This window comes from Paracoccus pantotrophus (assembly GCF_008824185.1).
In the GTDB taxonomy this organism is placed as follows: domain Bacteria; phylum Pseudomonadota; class Alphaproteobacteria; order Rhodobacterales; family Rhodobacteraceae; genus Paracoccus; species Paracoccus pantotrophus.
Window position 1 is genome coordinate 1,290,443 of the sequence record NZ_CP044423.1, and the last position, 17,150, is coordinate 1,307,592.

17 protein-coding genes are annotated in these 17,150 nt (G+C 70.2%); 5 read left to right on the forward strand and 12 right to left on the reverse strand.

Annotation, left to right across the window (positions count from 1 at the left end):
• Positions 1 to 9 precede the first annotated feature (9 nt).
• Genes ESD82_RS06255 through ESD82_RS06270 form a run of 6 tightly spaced genes read right to left on the reverse strand, consistent with a single transcriptional unit; the run spans position 10 to position 6,736 of the window.
• Positions 10 to 2,112: a hypothetical protein gene (locus tag ESD82_RS06255; RefSeq protein WP_147428746.1), complete on the reverse strand. Its 2,103-nt coding sequence runs from the start codon at positions 2,110 to 2,112 to the stop codon at positions 10 to 12.
• The gene (locus ESD82_RS22560) at positions 2,109 to 2,954 is read right to left on the reverse strand and encodes a DUF4159 domain-containing protein (protein ID WP_333483977.1); all 846 of its coding nucleotides are present in this window, start codon (positions 2,952 to 2,954) and stop codon (positions 2,109 to 2,111) included. The genes ESD82_RS06255 and ESD82_RS22560 overlap by 4 nt, the downstream gene beginning before the upstream one ends.
• Complete coding sequence (locus ESD82_RS22565; protein WP_407672794.1) at positions 2,951 to 3,793, reverse strand: type 1 glutamine amidotransferase family protein; 843 nt, start codon at positions 3,791 to 3,793, stop codon at positions 2,951 to 2,953. The genes ESD82_RS22560 and ESD82_RS22565 overlap by 4 nt, the downstream gene beginning before the upstream one ends.
• Positions 3,790 to 4,869, reverse strand: a complete 1,080-nt coding sequence (locus ESD82_RS22570) for a BatA domain-containing protein (RefSeq protein WP_407672795.1) — start codon at positions 4,867 to 4,869, stop codon at positions 3,790 to 3,792. Before ESD82_RS22570 ends, ESD82_RS22565 begins: the two co-directional genes overlap by 4 nt.
• Positions 4,869 to 5,738: a DUF58 domain-containing protein gene (locus ESD82_RS06265; RefSeq protein WP_024843382.1), complete on the reverse strand. Its 870-nt coding sequence runs from the start codon at positions 5,736 to 5,738 to the stop codon at positions 4,869 to 4,871. Before ESD82_RS06265 ends, ESD82_RS22570 begins: the two co-directional genes overlap by 1 nt.
• On the reverse strand, positions 5,735 to 6,736 hold the full coding sequence (locus ESD82_RS06270; RefSeq protein WP_147428745.1) for an AAA family ATPase: 1,002 nt from the start codon (positions 6,734 to 6,736) through the stop codon (positions 5,735 to 5,737). The genes ESD82_RS06265 and ESD82_RS06270 overlap by 4 nt, the downstream gene beginning before the upstream one ends.
• Positions 6,737 to 6,797: 61 nt before the next feature.
• Here ESD82_RS06270 and ESD82_RS06275 point away from each other — a divergent pair, with 61 nt between their 5' ends.
• Together ESD82_RS06275 and ESD82_RS06280 are read left to right on the forward strand one after the other, a co-directional pair.
• Positions 6,798 to 7,343: a DUF1285 domain-containing protein gene (locus ESD82_RS06275; RefSeq protein ID WP_024843384.1), complete on the forward strand. Its 546-nt coding sequence runs from the start codon at positions 6,798 to 6,800 to the stop codon at positions 7,341 to 7,343.
• Between the two features lie 2 nt (positions 7,344 to 7,345).
• A complete protein-coding gene (locus ESD82_RS06280; RefSeq protein WP_147428744.1) occupies positions 7,346 to 8,101 on the forward strand; it encodes a hydroxypyruvate isomerase family protein in 756 nt (251 codons plus the stop codon).
• A 259-nt stretch (positions 8,102 to 8,360) separates the two neighbouring features.
• On the opposite strand, the gene ESD82_RS06285 is transcribed toward ESD82_RS06280, so the two are convergent.
• The 6 genes from ESD82_RS06285 to ESD82_RS06310 form a co-directional block, all read right to left on the reverse strand.
• A protein-coding gene (locus tag ESD82_RS06285) for an IS5 family transposase (protein WP_147428743.1) occupies positions 8,361 to 9,118 on the reverse strand; the annotation gives its coding sequence in 2 pieces (ribosomal slippage) (positions 8,361 to 8,803 and positions 8,803 to 9,118; 759 coding nt in all).
• Positions 9,119 to 9,186: 68 nt separating this feature from the next.
• Positions 9,187 to 9,816 carry an FMN-binding negative transcriptional regulator gene (locus tag ESD82_RS06290; RefSeq protein WP_147428742.1) on the reverse strand — a complete coding sequence of 210 codons (630 nt, stop codon included), beginning with the start codon at positions 9,814 to 9,816 and terminating at the stop codon, positions 9,187 to 9,189.
• Between the two features lie 107 nt (positions 9,817 to 9,923).
• Entirely contained in the window at positions 9,924 to 12,242 is a 2,319-nt protein-coding gene (locus ESD82_RS06295; protein WP_147429176.1) for an aldehyde dehydrogenase family protein, read from the reverse strand.
• Positions 12,243 to 12,244: 2 nt separating this feature from the next.
• On the reverse strand, positions 12,245 to 13,189 hold the full coding sequence (gene deoC / locus ESD82_RS06300; RefSeq protein WP_147428741.1) for a deoxyribose-phosphate aldolase: 945 nt from the start codon (positions 13,187 to 13,189) through the stop codon (positions 12,245 to 12,247).
• Between the two features lie 3 nt (positions 13,190 to 13,192).
• On the reverse strand, positions 13,193 to 13,852 hold the full coding sequence (locus tag ESD82_RS06305) for a DUF1523 family protein (protein WP_147428740.1): 660 nt from the start codon (positions 13,850 to 13,852) through the stop codon (positions 13,193 to 13,195).
• Between the two features lie 10 nt (positions 13,853 to 13,862).
• The gene (locus ESD82_RS06310; RefSeq protein ID WP_024844922.1) at positions 13,863 to 14,144 is read right to left on the reverse strand and encodes a hypothetical protein; all 282 of its coding nucleotides are present in this window, start codon (positions 14,142 to 14,144) and stop codon (positions 13,863 to 13,865) included.
• Positions 14,145 to 14,248: 104 nt separating this feature from the next.
• On the opposite strand from ESD82_RS06310, the gene ESD82_RS06315 reads away from it, so the two are divergent.
• From ESD82_RS06315 to pdhA, 3 genes are all read left to right on the forward strand, one after another.
• Complete coding sequence (locus tag ESD82_RS06315; RefSeq protein WP_028710481.1) at positions 14,249 to 15,517, forward strand: acetylornithine deacetylase/succinyl-diaminopimelate desuccinylase family protein; 1,269 nt, start codon at positions 14,249 to 14,251, stop codon at positions 15,515 to 15,517.
• 68 nt (positions 15,518 to 15,585) lie between these two features.
• Positions 15,586 to 15,879, forward strand: coding sequence for an FtsB family cell division protein (locus ESD82_RS06320; protein ID WP_024844923.1), 294 nt, complete (start codon positions 15,586 to 15,588; stop codon positions 15,877 to 15,879).
• A 228-nt stretch (positions 15,880 to 16,107) separates the two neighbouring features.
• Positions 16,108 to 17,139 carry a pyruvate dehydrogenase (acetyl-transferring) E1 component subunit alpha gene (gene pdhA / locus ESD82_RS06325; protein ID WP_024844924.1) on the forward strand — a complete coding sequence of 344 codons (1,032 nt, stop codon included), beginning with the start codon at positions 16,108 to 16,110 and terminating at the stop codon, positions 17,137 to 17,139.
• The last annotated feature ends 11 nt before the right edge of the window (positions 17,140 to 17,150 follow it).

Below are 17,150 nucleotides of genomic sequence, written 5' to 3' on the forward strand. Positions count from 1 at the left end.
TTCGCCGTGTCAGGCCCTGCGCAGCCCGCCGCGGCCCTCGGCCAGCCAGCCCGCCAGCGCCAGCCCGGCAATCAGCGCCAGCCAGGCCCAGCCGGGCAGCAGCGGGCGATGCGTCATGCCGCTGACCGAGGCCGCCTCGCGCGGCGTGATGGCGATCCAGGGCCCCGCGACACCCCGGCCATGCGCCGGCCGTCCTTCGCGCACCGTGCGCAGGCCGGGCATGCCCTCGGAAAACCGCAGCACCCCGCCCCGCGTCGCCTCGGCCAGCGGGCCCAGCACGGCGCCCGAGGCCACGGTTTCCTCGAACTCCCGCGGCGCGGCGGGGCCAAGCGCCAGCACCCGGCCGATCTCGCCCTCGGCCAGCCGGTAGAGCCCCGGCCCCGGCGCCGTCCAGCGCGCGGTGAAGCGGCCCGGCCCGGCTTCGGTCAGCGCGACCTCCTCGGTCTGGCCATCGGGGCGGGTGATGCGCACCGGGCCGGCGGTCACGTTCATGGTGCGGCGGGTGATCGTCACCGTCAGGCCGGGGCCGACATCAGCCAGCAGCGCCTCCTCCTCCAGTTCCGGCTCCTGCATCGACCAATGCGCGATGCGGCGCAGCAGTTCCAGCTGCGGCCCGCCGCCCTCGAAGCCGCGGCCCCAGAGCCAGACCTGGTCCGAGGTCAGCATCGCCACCCGCCCCTCGCCCACCCGGCTGAGCAGCAAGAGCGGCTCGTCCCGCGCGCCGCTCAACACCACCTGGGCGCGCGGGCCGGGAATGACCTGGGACATGCGCAGCCAGCGGCCCCAATGGCTTTGCGCACCCTCGGCCGGGGCGCCGGGCAGGCCGGCGGTGACGGGATGGCGCTGGCCCTCGTCGGTCAGGCGCGGCAGGAAGGGCTCGTCATGGATCCGGCCGGTGGGGCGCGCGGGCAGGATCGCGCCCAGGGGCGACAGGTTCAGGCTTTCGACCGAGGACATCTCGGGGCCCGCCGAGACCAGGATGGCGCCGCCCTCTTCGACATAGCGCCGGATGTTGTCGTAATATTGCGGCAGCAGGATGCCGCGCACCCGGTAGCGGTCGAAGATGATCAGGTCGAAATCCCGGATCCGCTCCATGAACAGCTCCTGGGTCGGAAAGGCGATCAGCGACATTTCCTCGACGGGAACCGCGTCCATCTTGTCCGGCGGCCGCAGGATGGTGAAATGGATCAGGTCCACGTTCGCATCCGATTTCAGCAGGTTGCGCCAGGTCCGTTCGCCCGCGTGCGGCGCGCCGGAGACCAGCAGCACCCGCAGCCGGTCGCGCACGCCCTGGATCTGCAGGGCGGCCGAATTGTTGCGGTCGGTCAGTTCCGGTACCTCGGCCTCGGGCGCGTCGAATGCGATCGAAACCACGTTCTGCCCGGCATGCTCCGGCACCACCGGCAGATCCAGCGTCACACCCGGCGGCAGGTCGAGCGCGCGCATCTCCTCTCCGTCCAGCAGGATGCGCAGCCGGGCGGGGGTCTGCGCCACCTCGGGCGGGACCGCGCCCTGGTCCTCGACGCGCAGGCGGATGGTGACGGGCTTGCCGATCAGCCCATAGGCCGGGGCCTCCTCGATCACCAGCCGGCGGTCCCAGTCCTGCGCCTGCCCGGTCAGCAGCACATGCACCGGCGCGGGGGCCGAAGCCGGGACCATCGGCGCGTCATGGGCCAGCCCGTCGGTGACGGCGATCACGCCGGCGACGCGGGCCTGCGGCTCGGCGGCCAGCGCGCGGGTCAGGGCGGTGCCGATCTGGGTGCCGTCCGGGTCGTCGCCCACGGTCACGCGGCGGATCTCGGTATCGGGCAGCGCGGAAAGCTGGCGGGTCAGTTCCTCGACGGCGGCATCGGTCTGTCCGGCGCGGCCCGGCAGGGACTGGCTGGCGCTGCGGTCGTCGAGCAAGACCACGATGTCCGACAGCTTGTGGCGGATGCCCGATTCCAGCGCCGGCCCGGCCAGCGCCGCCGCCGCCGCCAGCCCGGCGATGCCGCGCCAGGCCCAGCCGCGCAGGCCGCGCCACAGCGACCACAGTGCCACCAGGAACGCCAACGCCGCCAGCCCGCCCACCAGCGGCCAGGGCAGCAGCGGATCGAAGACAAGGCCACTCATTGCACGACCTCCTCCTGCCGCAGCCGCTCGAGCAGGGCGGGCACGTGTACCTGGTCGGATTTGTAGTTCCCGGTCAGCACATACATCACCAGGTTGACGCCGAAACGATAGGCCATCTCGCGCTGGCGCTCGCCCTCGAAGCCCGAGCCGATGCTGAACATGGGCAGGCCGTTCTCATCCACCGCCCAGGCCTCGGCCCAGGCGTTGCCGCCGATGATGACCGGCGAGACGCCGTCGTTGAGATTGCGGAAGGGCACGCCCTCGGCCGCCTGGGCATCGGCGGGGGGCGCCTCGGCCCAGACCTCGCGGCCCTGGTAGCGGCCGGGAAAATCCCTGAGCAGGTAGAAGCTGCGGGTGATGACGTGATCGGCGGGGATCGGCGCCAGCGGCGGGATGTCCAGGGGCGCCGCCAGCGCCTGAAGCGCGGCGCCGCCGTCGGGCCCGCCCAGGCCCGCGATATCGCCGTCGCGGGTGTCGAAAAGGATCATCCCGCCCGAGCGCAGGAAATGGTTCAGCCGGACATAGGCCTGGGGCGAGGGCGGGGCCTGCGCCTCGGTCACCGGCCAGTAAAGAAAGGTCAGCAGCGACAGGTCGTCCCGTTCCGGGTCGATGCCGATGGGCGCGCCCGGCTCGACCGTGGTGCGGGCGGTCAGGACATGGGACAGGCCGCGCAGCCCGGCCTCGGAGGCGGCATCGACCTCGGCATCGCCGGTCACGACATAGGCCAGCGCCACCTCGTCGGCGGCGCGCACCAATTGGGGATCGGGCGGGGCCGCGGGATCGTCCTGGGCCCAAAGCGCGCCGGCCCAGACCAGCGCGGCAAAGGTCAAAAGCCATCTCATGCCATCGCCCCCTGCCTGCCGCGTGCCAGCCAGGCGCTGCCCAGCGCATCCAGCGCAAAAAGGACCGCCGCCAGCGCGACCAGCCAGCCGCGCAGGTCCAGGCCCGGCGCCTGCGCCCCGCGCTCGATACGGGCGCCGGGCCAGTCGGCCGGCGCCATCGGCCCGCCGGCGTTCAGCGCCGCCACCCGCTCGCCGCCGCGATAAAGCCCGGCCGGGGCGCCGGGCGCCGGGCCGCGCGCGAAATCGGCGGCGGCGACCGGCGCCAACCCCTCGGCCTCGGTCGTGCGGCCGAAACCGTCCAGCACCAGTTCCGGCAGCCAGAAGGGCTGTTCGGCGCGGTCCGCCTCGGGCGCGGCGGCGCTGGCCCGTGCGCTGCGCACCAGCCGGTCCAGCATCTCGACGAACAGGCCCGAGATCGCCAGATTCGACCATTCCGCGTTTGCCGTGGTGTGAAACAGGACCAGCTGCCCCTGCCCCAGAACCGTGCGCGTCACCAGCGGCGTGCCGTCCGAAAGCCGGGCGATGCTGCGGTCGGCCAGGTCCGGAGCCGGCTCGGCCAGGAGTTGCGCGCGCACGGTCGTATCGTTCGGCACCGAGAGCCCCGCGAAGGGCCCGTCGGCGGCAAAGGGTGCGACGCTGCGCGGCTCGCCCCAGGCCAGGGCACCGCCGACATCGCGCCCGCCGGCGCGCAGCCGCACCGGCAGCAACGGCTCCTCGGCCAGCCGTTCCGAGGCGGCCATGCGCGGCCCGGCAAAGCGGATCAGCAGCCCGCCGCCCTCGACCCATTCGCGCAGGTCCGGCTCCTCGGCCAGGCCGATCTGGTCGGCCAGCACGATCACGTCGGGCGCGGCCTGCAGAACGTCGCCCAGCCCCCCTCGATCAGGTCGGTGGTCGGCGCCAGGGCCCGGCGCAGGTAATGCAGGGGCGACAGCAGGCGCTGCCCCTCGCCGGCGCGGTCGTCGCCCGCCAGCGCGACCTTGCGCCGGCGCAGGGAATCGTCGGCCAGCAGAACCGCCCCGGCCGAAGCCTGGCCCTCGATCTCGAAGCGGGTGATGCGGTTGCGCAATTCCGAGGGCAGGTCGATGGGCACCAGCCAGCTGGTCACGCCGCGATCCTGCGCGCTCTCGCCGGGCTTCAGCCGCGCCAGTTCGCGCGGCATGCCCTGCGGATCGAGACCGATGGCCAGCACCTCGGGCGCCGCGGTCCCCGTCGAGCGCAGCCGCAGCGCCGGCTGGTCGCCCGCCACCAGTTCCAGCGTCTGCTGCGCGCCTTCGGGCGGCACCACGGTCACGCTGCTGCGCCCGGAAAGCGCCGCCAGCCATTCCGCCCGGCCGGGATGGTCCAGCCCGTCGCTGAGCCACAGCACCGACAGGCCCGCCGGGGCCTCGGCCAGCGCAGCCTGAGGATCGGGGGGATAGCGCGTCTCCCATGCCGCCGGGCGCAGGGCGCGCAGCTGCGCCGCAAGCTCGGTCGCGGGCAGGAAGGGCAGCGCGCCGGTCGCGGTGCCGTTGGCCACGAGCAGCGCCGCCGGCTGTCCCGCCGCCGCGGCGCGGTCCAGCGCCCGCAGGGCGCGGGCCTGGCGCTGCGGCCAGTCGGGCGCCGCCGCCCAGCCGGCATCCATCACGACCAGCAGGGGCCCTTGCCCGGCCTGATCCGGCGAGGGTTTCCACACCGGGCCGGCAAAGCCCAGGATCAAGGCCGCGATCGCCAGCACCCGCAGCAGAAGCAGCCACCATGGCGTGTGCCGCGCCACCGGATGCGGATCCTTGAGCCCCAGCAGCAGCCGCGTGCCTGGAAACCGCACCAGCCTGGGCGAGGGCGGCATGGCGCGCAGGATCAGCCACAGCACCGGCAGCGCCGCCAGCGCCGCCAGGATCCAGGGCGTCAGGAAGCCGATGGGACCGATCAGCAGCATCAGCCCTCCAGCACCGACCAGAGCCACAGCAGCGCCTGCGACGGCGCCGCGCCGGTGTCATGCATGCCGAAATGCCAGCCCGCCATGCGCGCGGCGCCCGTCAGTTGCGCCCGCCGCTCGGCCAGCCGCGCCAGATAGGCCGCGCGCAGTCCGGCCGCGTCGCGCGTATCGTGGCGCAAGGCCCCCGAGGCCGAGCGGAACAGCACCGCGCCGCGCCAGGGAAATCCGTCCTCGTCCGGGTCCAGCACCTGCATCAGCACGCCCTGAACCCCCAGGACGGCGGCACGGGCCAGGTAGTCCAGCACCGGCTGCGGATCGCCCAGGAAATCGTCGAACAGGACGACGCGCTGGCCGGGACGCAGGGCCTCGGCCGGGGGGGCGTCCTCGTCGCGGTCGAGCAGCGGGCGCGCGACCAGCGCCTCGGCCAGGCGCTCGGCCTGAAGCCGGCCGGGGCGCGGCGGCTGGCCGGCCAAGGCGACGCGCTCGCCCCCGGCCAGCAGCGCCATGGCCAGCGCCAGCGCCAGCAGGTTGGCACGGTCGCGCTTGCCGGGCCGGTCCGCGCCGCCCGCATAATCCATGCCCGCCGCGGCCGAGACCCAGATCGCCGCCGATTGCGCCACCTGCGCCTCGCGGTCGCGGACGAATTGCGCATCCGACCGGGCCGAGCGGCGCCAGTCGATGCTGCGCGCCGTGTCGCCCGCGGTGGCGGGACGGTATTGCCAGAAATCCTCGCCCATGCCGGCACGGCGCTGGCCATGCGCGCCGGGCACCAGCGCCGCCGCCAGCCGCTCGGCCGACAGCATCAGCGCAGGCAGGGCGGCCGAGGCTGCCTCGGCGCCGGCGCGCAGCTGATCGGCCTGGGGTTTCACGCCGCCGCCCGCATCCGGTCGCCCAGAAGGCGCGCGATCACGCCCTCGATGGTCTCGCCGCGGGCGCGGGCGGCAAAGCTCAGCGCCATGCGGTGGCGCAGGACCGGGGCGGCCATCGCCTCGACATCGTCGAGCGTCGGCGCAAAGCGGCCGTTCAGCGCCGCCCGCGCCCGCGTGACCAGCGTCAGCGCCTGCGCCGCGCGCGGCCCCGGCCCCCAGACCAGCGTCTCGGCGATCCAGCCCGGCGCCTCGGGCGCGCCGGGACGCGCCGCGCGCACCAGGTCCAGGATCGCGTTCAGTACCGTCTCGCCCACCGGCATGCGCCGGATCAGCCCCTGCGCCGCGACCAGCCCCTCGGCGTCGAAGACGGCATGGGCCCGGCCCTGCTCGACCCCGGTCGTCGCCAGCAGGATGGCGCGTTCGGTGTCGCGGTCGGGATAGTCCACGTCGATCTGCAGCAGGAAACGGTCGAGCTGCGCCTCGGGCAGCGGATAGGTACCCTCCTGCTCGATCGGGTTCTGGGTGGCAAGGACATGGAAGGGCCGGTCCAGCGGCCGGTGTTCGCCGCCGATGGTGACCTCGCCCTCCTGCATGGCCTGCAACAGCGCCGATTGCGTGCGCGGGCTGGCGCGGTTGATCTCGTCGGCCATCAGGAGCCGGGTAAAGACCGGTCCCTCGATGAAGCGGAAAGCGCGGGTGCCGTCGGGCCGGATGTCCAGCACCTCGGAGCCCAGGATGTCGGCCGGCATCAGGTCGGGGGTGAACTGGATGCGCGCCGAGTCGAGCCCCAGCACCGTGGCCAGCGTATCGACCAGCATGGTCTTGCCCAGGCCCGGCTGGCCGACCAGCAGCGCATGGCCGCCCGACAGGATCGCCGCCAGAACCTGTTCGACCACGGCATGCTGGCCGACGAAGCGGCGCTCGACGCTGGCGCGGGCCTGGGCCAGGCGGTCGGTCAGCGTCAGGACTTCGGAAACCAGTTTCTCATTCTCGGCCATGACAATGCCCCGTTTCTGTTCTAGGACAACATAAAGGCAGGGGTGACGGGGTCCACTGGGAATGGAGGAAAAGACTGACAATGCCGTGAGCGATGCGACCGGAATCGCCGCCGCGGCCAGCCGCGCCTCGAAAAAGGGGCCGCCGCCGGTGCATCTGTGGAACCCGCCCTTCTGCGGCGACCTGGACATGGAAATCCGCGCCGACGGCAGTTGGTTCTACAACGGCACGCCTATCGGCCGGCCGGAAATGGTGCGGCTTTTCGCCTCGATCCTGAAGCGAGAGGGGGAGGATTACTTCCTCGTCACCCCGGTCGAAAAAGTCGGCATCCGCGTAATCGACGCGCCCTTCATCGCCGTCGATGCCGAAATCGGCGAAGACATCGTCTTCACCACCAATGTGGGCGACCGGGTGCGCGCCGGACCCGAGCATGCGATCGAGCTGCGCGGGACGGCCGAGGAACCCCGGCCCTATGTCCATATCCGCCGCGGTCTTTGGGCGCTGATCGACCGCAAGACATTCTACCGACTGGCCGATGCGGCTATGCCCGGCGCGAGCGGGCGTATGGAATTGCACTCGGGAGGGACGGTCTTTCCCCTGGAGCCCTGACCATGGCGCGATTCGCCGCCAACCTGACCTATCTGTTCACCGAAATGCCCATGCTGCAGCGCTTCGCCGCCGCAAAACGCGCGGGCTTTCGCGGGGTGGAGATCCTGTTTCCCTATGACCTCGCGGTCAAGGAACTGTCCCAGGCCGCGCAGGCGGCGGGGGTGGAATTCGTGCTGATGAACACGCCACCGCCGAACTGGGCCGGCGGCCCGCGCGGCTTCGCCGCCGAGCCGGGCAACGAATCGCGCTTTCGCGGCGATTTCGACCGCGCCCTGCGCTTTGGCCGCGCGCTGGGGGTCAAGCACCTGCATGTGATGGCCGGCAAGGCCCAGGGCGGGCTGGCGCGGCGCACCTTCGTCGAGAACCTGAAATGGGCCTGCGCCCGCGACGCCCGCACCAGCCTGACCATCGAGCCGATGAACCGCAACGACATGCCGGGCTATTTCCTGGACAGTTTCGAACTGGCAGCCGAGATCCTGGACGAGGTCGGTGCCCCCAACCTGGGGCTGCAATTCGACGTCTACCATGCGCAGATGATCCATCGCGATGCGCTGACCGTCTGGCAGCGCCACGCGCCGCGGGTGCGGCATGTCCAGATCTCCGACTGGCCCAGCCGGCACGAACCCCGGCAGGGGGACATCGACTTCGCCGAGCTGTTCCATGCCATCGACGCCGCGGGCTATCGCGGCTGGGTAAGCGCGGAATACACCCCCCGCAGCTCGACCGAGGCCGGGCTGCGCTGGCTGCGGCTGGCCTGAGGCGGCAGCAGGGAAAGCCGCCCTGGCCCATAGACGCCGGGCCCGGCCGCCTGTCGCCCGTCCGGCAAGCGGCCCGGCCGTGCCCCGACCGGGGGCTTTGCGCCCCCGGACCCCCGCAGGATATTTGGCCAAGGAAGAACCCAAGGAAGGCGCAGGGCGGCTCCCGCTTCTTTCTTGTCCAAATATCCTGGGGGAGCGCGGAACGCGCGGGGGCAAGGCCCCCATGCTAGCGCACCGCCAGCCTAGGCGGTGTCTTCACTTAGGCGATCGCTGCCATTGCGCAGGCGAGGTCGACGAATGCCTTTAAGGAGGCGACGGTTTTCTCGCATCGGAGCGCGATCCGGCGGAATCGTTTGAGGCGGTTGAAGAAGCACTCCACAAGGTGGCGTTCCCCGGAGAGCGTCCGATCCAGCGGTCGGCTTCCGGCGCGGCTTCGGTTGCGCTTGATCTGTGCGGTGGCGCGCAGGTCGCCGGCGATGAAGCGGCGCAACGCCTCGGTGTCGTATCCGGCGTCGGCGATGACATGGCCGACGCCCGCAAGGCCGTGGATCAGCCCCTCGGCCTGCGGGCTGTCGGCCCAATGGCCCGGCGTGATCGCGAACCGGACCGGGAGGCCAGGCGCGTCCACCGCAGCATGGATCTTGGTCGTCAGCCCACCCCGAGAGCGGCCGGTGGCGTGAGCCTCAAGCCCCCGTTTTACGAGGTCGCATCTGCGTGGACCTTGGAAATGGTGGCATCGACCAGCACATATTCGAAGTCGGGATCGGCGCTCAACTCCCTGAAAAGACGCTCCCAGACCCCGGCGCGGGACCAGCGGCGGAACCGGGTGTAGACGCTCTTCCAGTGCCCCAGTTCCGGCGGCAGGTCGCGCCAGGGCGAAGCACCTCGTGCCAACCACAGGATCGCGTCGATGAACAGCCGATTGTCCGCAGCGCTGCGGCCCCGATCACCAGCCTTGCCGGGCAACAGAGGCCCGATCCGTTCCCATTGCTCGTCTGTCAGCGTCCGCCTGCTCAAGATCGCCTCCGTTTTCGATCTTGAAACAGAACTCAGACAGTATGGGAATCCTTAAATGAAGGCGGCGCCTAGGCGTCCTTTGGCCGCCGCCTTGCCATCGCTTCGGCCATCGCCTCGCGCCCGCTGGCCCGCAGCCCCGCAATGGCCCCGTGATAGTCGGGCGCCTCGCGGTTCTGGCTCAGCTTGGATTTGGCCAGCGTCCGGCGGATCGCGATGCGGAAGGCGACGATTCCGGCCAGCATCTGCTGCATGTAATCGGCCGGTGCATCGGCCATGCGCCAGGCCTCGGCGCCGTTCACCCGCCGTTCGTGGCTGCGGGTCAGCAGGCCGACCGCCGCGCGCTTGGCATGCTCGTCATGCTGGAAGGCGATGCCGCCATGGACATGGACCACCTGGTGGTTCCAGGTCGGGACGTGGCGGTGATGCTCGGGCTTGGTCGGGTAGAAGTTCGGCGAGACATAGCCGTCCTCGCCGCGAAAGATCGCCAGCACCTCCTGGCCCTCGGCGATCAGCCGGTGCATGTCGTTGGCCAGGGCCACATGGCCGATCAGCGTGCCGCCGGGACCGGCCAGCAGCGGGACATGGTTGGCGATCAACCCCTCGGAGGTCTGCGCCACGATGCAGGCCAGGGGCGACGCCTCGATGAGGGCGGCGATCTCCTGCGGGTCGATCTCGTGGAAATGCGGCGGGATATACATGGGCGCTTCCGGTGCTGGGACCGCCCGAGCTTGCCCGCCGGGCGGGCGGATGACAACGCCCTCCGTCCGCCACGGTCGCCCCGCCGGGGCAGGGCCAGCCCGATGACCTAATAGGCCGTGCTGCCGGTGCCGGCGGGAAGCGCGCCATAAGGCAGCCAGATGGTCTTGGTGCGGCTGGCCGCGCGCAGGAAGTCGCGGCCCTGCGCCTGCGGATCGCTCCAGTCGCGCGGCGCGGGGGTCCAGACCGGGATCAGGGTCTCGGCCGCGGCGCGCTGCACCTCGGCCAGCCCCTCGCCCTGGCCGGCATGCCAGATCGCCGAGACGCCGTCATGGCCGGCCAGCGCCCGCGCCAGATCGTCGCGCGGGCCGGTAACGATGTTGACCACGCCGCCCGGCACGTCCGAACAGGCCAGCACCTGCGCCAGCGTCAGGGCCGCCATCGGCCGGTCCTGCGACGGGATCGCCACCACGGCATTGCCCATGGCGATGGCCGGCAGCACCAGCGCCATGAAGCCCGCCAGCGGCGCGGCGGTGGGCGCGACCAGCCCCATGACGCCATGCGGCTCGGGCTGGACATGGCACAGGTGGCCGGGCTTTGCCGAAACCGTCGCGCCGTCGTATTTGTCGGCGAAACCGGCATAGAAGAAGCAGCGGCGGATGGCGGCATCGACCTCGGCCGGGCTGGCGTAACCGGCAAATTCCGCGCGACGCTGCGCCAGGTTCTCGGCCAGGAAATACAGCACCTGCGCCCGGCCGTGCCCGCCCAGGCCCTGCCATTTCGCCAATGCCGATTGCGCCGCCTCGACCGCATTGCGGATGTCCTTGCGGTTGCCCAGCGGCACCAGCTCGTCCTGTGCGAAGTAGCTCGTGCCGCCGTCCGGCCGCTTCTGCGCACCGCCAATATAGAGCTTGACGGTGCGGTCGATCCCCGAGCCCTTGGCCGGGACGATCTCGGACGGCGCCGGGTCGCGCTGCGCGGCGACGGGGACGGCAAGGTAGTCCAGCATCCCCTCGCGCCCACCCTCGCGGCCATAGCCCGAATCGCGCATGCCGCCAAAGGGCGCGGCGGCATCGAAGAGGTTGGCGCAATTCACCCAGACCACGCCGGCCTTGATCCGCGCCGCCATGTCGGTCGCCACCGTGGCGCTTTCCGACCAGACCGAGGCCGCCAGCCCGTAGCGGGTGTTGTTGGCCAGGTCCGCCGCCTCGTCCGGGGTGCGGAAGGTCGAGAGCGTGGCGATGGGGCCGAAGATCTCCTCGACCATGCCGGGATTGGCGGGGGCGATGTTTCGCAGATAGCCCGGCGCGATGAAGCAGCCCGGCGCCGCCGTTCCGCCGACCAGTTCCGCCCCGGCGGCGGTCGCCCGGTCGAGGATGCGCAGGATGCGGTCCTTTTGCACCGGGTCGACGATGGCGCCCACATCGGTGGATTTGTCCAAGGGCGCGCCCAGCCGCAGCTTGCCCATCCGCGCCCGCAACAGCGCCTCGAACCGCGCGGCGACCGATTCCGCGACCAGGATGCGCGAGCCGGCGCAGCAGACCTCGCCCTGGTTGAACCAGACCCCTTCGACCACGCCCTCGACGGCGGCGTCCAGGTCGGCATCCTCCATGACCACGAAGGGCGACTTGCCGCCCAGTTCCAGCACCAGCCGCTTGCCCGAGCCGGCGACGGCGCGGGCGATGCCGCGCCCGACCTCGGTCGAGCCGGTGAAGGCGATCTTGTCCACCGGGGCCGCGACCAGCGCCGCGCCGGTCTCGCCGTCGCCGGTGACGATGTTGACCACCCCGGCGGGCAGGCCGACATGGGCGCAGATCTCGGCAAAGGCCAGCGCGGTCAGCGGCGTGTATTCGGCGGGCTTCAGCACCACGGTATTGCCGGCGGCCAGCGCCGGCGCCACCTTCCAGGCCAGCATCAGCAGCGGGAAATTCCACGGGATGATCTGGCCGCAGACGCCCAAGGGGCCGTGGCCGGGAAACTCGGTCTCGGCCAGTTCGGCCCAGCCGGCATGGTGGTAGAAATGCCGCACCACCAGCGGCACGTCGATGTCGCGGCTTTCGCGGATCGGCTTGCCGTTGTCCAGCGTCTCCAGCACCGCCAGGAACCGCTCGCGCTTCTGGATCGTCCGGGCGATGGCATAGAGGAAGCGCGCCCGCACATGGCCGGGCATGGCGCCCCAACCGCGCTGCGCCCGGCGCGCGGCACGCACCGCCTTCATCACGTCGCGGGCGGTGCCCTGCGTGACCTGCGCCAGTTCCTCGCCGGTCGAGGGATCGCGGCTGGCGAAGGTCTCGCCCGGCCGGGTAAATCGCCCGGCGATGAAATGGCCGAAGCGGCCGCGTTCGCGCAGCCAGTCGCGGACGGCCGAGGCATCCTCGGGCGCGGGGCCGTATTCCATGCTTTCCATGATCTCGCTTACCTTCGGCATCATCACCCCGCGGCCAGACGATGGGCGGCAGCATAGCGCCCGGTGACGTGATGGGAAATCTGCCGCTCGATATCGGCCAGAAGCGAGCTGGCGCCGATGCGGAACAGATCCGCCCGCAGCCAGTCGCGGCCCAGTTCCTCGGCCATCAGCACCTGCCAGTTCAGCGCGTCCCTGGCGGTTTTCAACCCGCCGGCCGGCTTGAAGCCGACGGAAAATCCGGTCCGATCGCGATAGTCTCGGATCGCGCGCAGCATGACCAGCGACACCGGCAGCGTGGCATTCACCGGCTCCTTCCCGGTCGAGGTCTTGATGAAATCGGCGCCGGCCTGCATGGCGACATGGCTGGCCTTGGCGACATTGCCAAGGGTCTTGAGCTCGCCCGTCGCCAGGATCGCCTTCATCCGGGCATGGCCGCAAGCCTCGCGCATCTCGCAGATCTCGTCGTAAAGCGCCGCCCATTCGCCGCGCAGCACCAGCGCGCGGGAAATCACGATGTCGATCTCATCCGCGCCCTGATCCAATGCATAGCGGATCTCGGCCAGCCGCAGGTCCAAGGGCATCAGCCCGGCGGGAAAGCCCGTCGCGACCGAGGCAACGGGGATCGCCGTGCCCTGCAAGGCGCGTTTCGCCGCCGCCACCATGGTCGGATAGACGCAGACTGCACCGGTGGTCAGATGCTCGACCCCCAGCGCCGCCAACTGGCCGGCATCGACCGGCTGGCGCGCCTTGGCGCAAAGCCGCGCCACACGGTCGGGCGTGTCGTCGCCCGCCAGCGTGGTCAGGTCGATGCAGCGCACCGCGTTCAGAAGCCAGGCCGCCTGCCATTCCTTCTTCAGGCTGCGGCGCGCGGTCAGGCTTGCGGCGCGGCGCTCGGCCGCCGGGGTGTTGACCTGGATGGTCTCGAACCAGTCGAGGCTGAAATCCGTGCCGGGGTTCTTGCGCTCCATCGCTCAGCGCCCCCGCAGCCCGTCCCACCAGCGCCGCATGCGCCCGCGCGCCCGGTCGCGGGCCGCGTCCGCCCGGGCGTCGAGCCGGTCCCAGGCCGCGTCGGCAGAGCGCACGGCAGGGTCGATCGTCCGCTCGCGGAACTGGTTCCACATGCGCCAGAGCAGGAACAAGAGCGCCCCCAGGATCAGCAGGATGATCTGCGCCGCCCAGTTGAAGGGCTTCACCTCGGGCCCCGCCACCGGCTTGATCGAGATGGCGTTGGGATAGACCGAGAGCCAGGCGATGCGCCAGCCGTAAGAGGTCACGCTGACCCATTCCGGGCTGGTCGCGGTCGAGCGCAGATCGGTCGCCTGCGCATGCAGGTTCGAGCTGTCGTATTTGAAATAGGGCGGCCAGATCCAGCCGGTATCCTCGTTGCGATAGACATAGGGCTTGCCGTTCGGCCGTACCGTGTCGATGAAGCGCACGTCGCGCTGGCCCTGGGCGTTCTGCACCGTGCCGGTATCGGGCGAGGCATAGAAAAAGGCATTCGCGCCGATATCCGTCAGCCGGTTGTAGGTGTTGGTGATGCGGACCGTCTGCTTCGAGGGCAGCGTGTAATCCAGGAACAGGAAGACCACGATCCCGAAGATCACCCCAAGGACGGTCAGGAACCAGCGCATCGGCGCCCCCTCAATTGTAGTTCACGATCACGATGATCACGATGATCGCGACCACCGGCAGGACCAGCACCAGCCCGACGAGCCGCGCCCGCAGGGTCTTGCTGAAGCCCACCATCGAACGCCGCACGAACTCGGCGCGTTCCGGGCTTGGCCCCGCGCGCTCGGGGTGGCGGCGATCCCATTCCTTTTCAAGCTCTTCCCGGCGCAGGCTGCGGATATAGATCCAGATCAGCGCGTAAAAGACCAGCTCGACGACCAGGACCATGCCGATCAGGCGAAGAAAGGCGATCATCGGGCAGACCCTGGTTGCGAAAATCCTGCCCCATGGAAGGCCCCCGCGCCGCGACTGTCAATGACCCCATTGCCGCGCCGCCGCGCCCGGCCTAGCCTTGCGCCATGGACGCCCTTGCCCTCGAGATCGAAAACCGCCGCGACGACCTGGTCCGCCTGACCCGGGATCTGATCCGCATTCCGACGCTGAATCCGCCGGGCCGCAACTATCGCGAGATCTGCGAATACCTGCAGGCGCGGCTGGCGCCGCAGGGCTGGGCCTGCGAACTGATCCGCGCCCATGGCGCGCCGGGCGACAGCGAGGCCTTTCCGCGCTGGAACCTGGTCGCCCGGCATCGGGGCGGCCCGCCCGGCGACTGCGTGCATTTCAACAGCCATCACGACGTGGTCGAGGTTGGCCACGGCTGGAGCCGCGATCCCTTCGCCGCCGAACTGGAGGGCGGACGCATCTATGGCCGCGGCGCCTGCGACATGAAGGGGGGCTTGGCCGCCAGCATCATCGCGGCCGAGGCTTTCGTCGCGCTTTACCCCGACCATCCCGGCCAGATCGAGATCAGCGCCACCGCGGACGAGGAATCGGGCGGCTTCGGCGGCGTGGCCTACCTGGCGAGCCAGGGCGCCTTTGCCCATGTCGGCCATGTCATCATCCCCGAGCCGCTGCACAAGGACCGCATCTGCCTGGGCCATCGCGGCGTCTGGTGGGCCGAGATCGAGACGCATGGCCGCATCGCCCATGGCTCGATGCCCTTCCTGGGCGACAGCGCCATCCGCCACATGGGCGCGGTGCTGGAAGAAATGGAGCGCACGCTGTTCCCCCTGCTGATGAGCAAGCACACGGAAATGCCGGTGATCCCCGAAGGCGCGCGGAACTCGACCCTGAACATCAACTCGATCCACGGCGGCGAGCCGGATCACGGCCCGGACTTCACCGGCCTGCCGGCGCCCTGCGTCGCCGACCGCTGCCGCATCGTGATCGACCGCCGCTTCCTGATCGAGGAGGAACTGTCCGAGGTCAAGCGCGAGGTCACGGCGCTGCTGGAAAAGGTCAAGGCGGCGCGCCCCGGTTTCACCTACGAGATCCGCGACCTCTTCGAGGTGATCCCCAGCATGACCGACCGCGAGGCGCCGGTGGTGCGCTCGACCGCCGCCGCCATCGAACGGGTGCTGGGCCGCGAAGCCGGCTACGTGGTCAGCCCCGGCACCTACGACCAGAAGCATATCGACCGCATCGGCAAGCTGAAAAACTGCATCGCCTACGGGCCCGGCGTGTTGGACCTGGCGCACCAGCCCGACGAATGGGTAGGGGTGGACGATATGCGGGATTCCGCCCGGGTCATGGCCCTGGTGCTCGACGACATCCTGCGCGGCGCTTAGGGGATTCCCCCGACGGGCCGCCTGTGGCATGATCGCCCGAAACAGCCGAGCAGCCCTATGATCCGTGCATGACCCAACGCCTGTCGATCAGCGCCATCATCTTCTTCGTCGTGATGATCCTTCTGGGCGTCTATTTCGCCTATGCGGCGGTGCAGGGCCCATCCGGCATCCTGCGCCGGGTGCAGTTGCAGGCCGAAACGCAGGAACTGGTCCAGCAGCGCGATAAGCTGCAGACCGAGGTGGACCGGATGCGCAACCTGGCGCGGCGCCTGTCGGACGAATATCTCGACCTCGACCTGCTGGACGAACGCGCCCGCGACGTGCTGGGCCTGGTGCGCGCCGACGAGATCATCATCCGCTGAATGCCAGGCCACCAGGCCCGGCCCCGTCATTCACCGTTTCCCAAATACCCATGCACCCGCGCCCCAGGACGCGGCGACGCCCCCTTGCGCGCCTCGACTATTTCCCCAGCGCAGGCGGCTTTCCGCATCTGCCCTCTGGACGGATGCACGAGTCCGGTTTACTTCCCCCGAAAGCTTCGCCTAGAATTAGTTTAACGCTGAACTATCCCCGCCCCGAGGAGGAGGCCCATGGTCAGAAAGCCCGCAGCCAAGCAAAGCACGCCCAACGTGTCCAAGGATGAGCTGCTTCAATACTACCGCGACATGCTGCTGATCCGGCGATTCGAGGAAAAGGCCGGCCAGCTTTACGGCATGGGCCTGATCGGCGGCTTCTGCCACCTCTATATCGGCCAGGAGGCCGTCGTCGTCGGCCTTGAAGCCACGGCGAAGGAAGGCGACAAGCGCATCACCTCCTATCGCGACCACGGCCATATGCTGGCCTGCGGCATGGAAGCCCGCGGCGTGATGGCCGAGCTGACCGGACGCATCGGCGGCTATTCCAAGGGCAAGGGCGGCTCGATGCACATGTTCAGCCGCGAGAAGCATTTCTACGGCGGCCACGGCATCGTCGCGGCGCAGGTGCCGCTGGGCGCCGGCCTCGCCTTCGCCGACAAGTACCTGGGCAACGACAACGTCACCTTCGTCTATTTCGGCGACGGCGCCTCGAACCAGGGCCAGGTCTACGAGACCTACAACATGGCCGAGCTGTGGAGCCTGCCCGTCGTCTTCGTCATCGAGAACAACCAATATGCCATGGGCACCTCGATGAAGCGCTCGACCAAGTCGACCACGCTCTTCGGCCGGGGCGAGGCCTTCGGCATCAAGGGCGAGCAGGTGGACGGCATGGACGTGCTGGCGGTCAAGGCCGCGGGCGAAAAGGCGGTGGCGCATTGCCGCGCCGGCAAGGGGCCCTACATCCTGGAAGTCATGACCTATCGCTATCGCGGCCATTCGATGTCCGACCCGGCGAAATACCGCACCCGCGAGGAAGTGCAGAAGATGCGCGACGAGCGCGACGCGATCGAGCACGTCCGCGAGCTGCTGCTGCAAGGCCAGCATGCCTCCGAGGAAGACCTCAAGGCCATCGACAAGGAGATCAAGGACATCGTGAACGATTCCGCCGAGTTCGCCAAGGACAGCCCCGAGCCGCCGCTGGAGGAGCTCTGGAGCGACATCTATGCCCAGGAAGTGCCGCAGGGCGGCGCGGAACAGAACGCCTGAGGGGAGGGAAC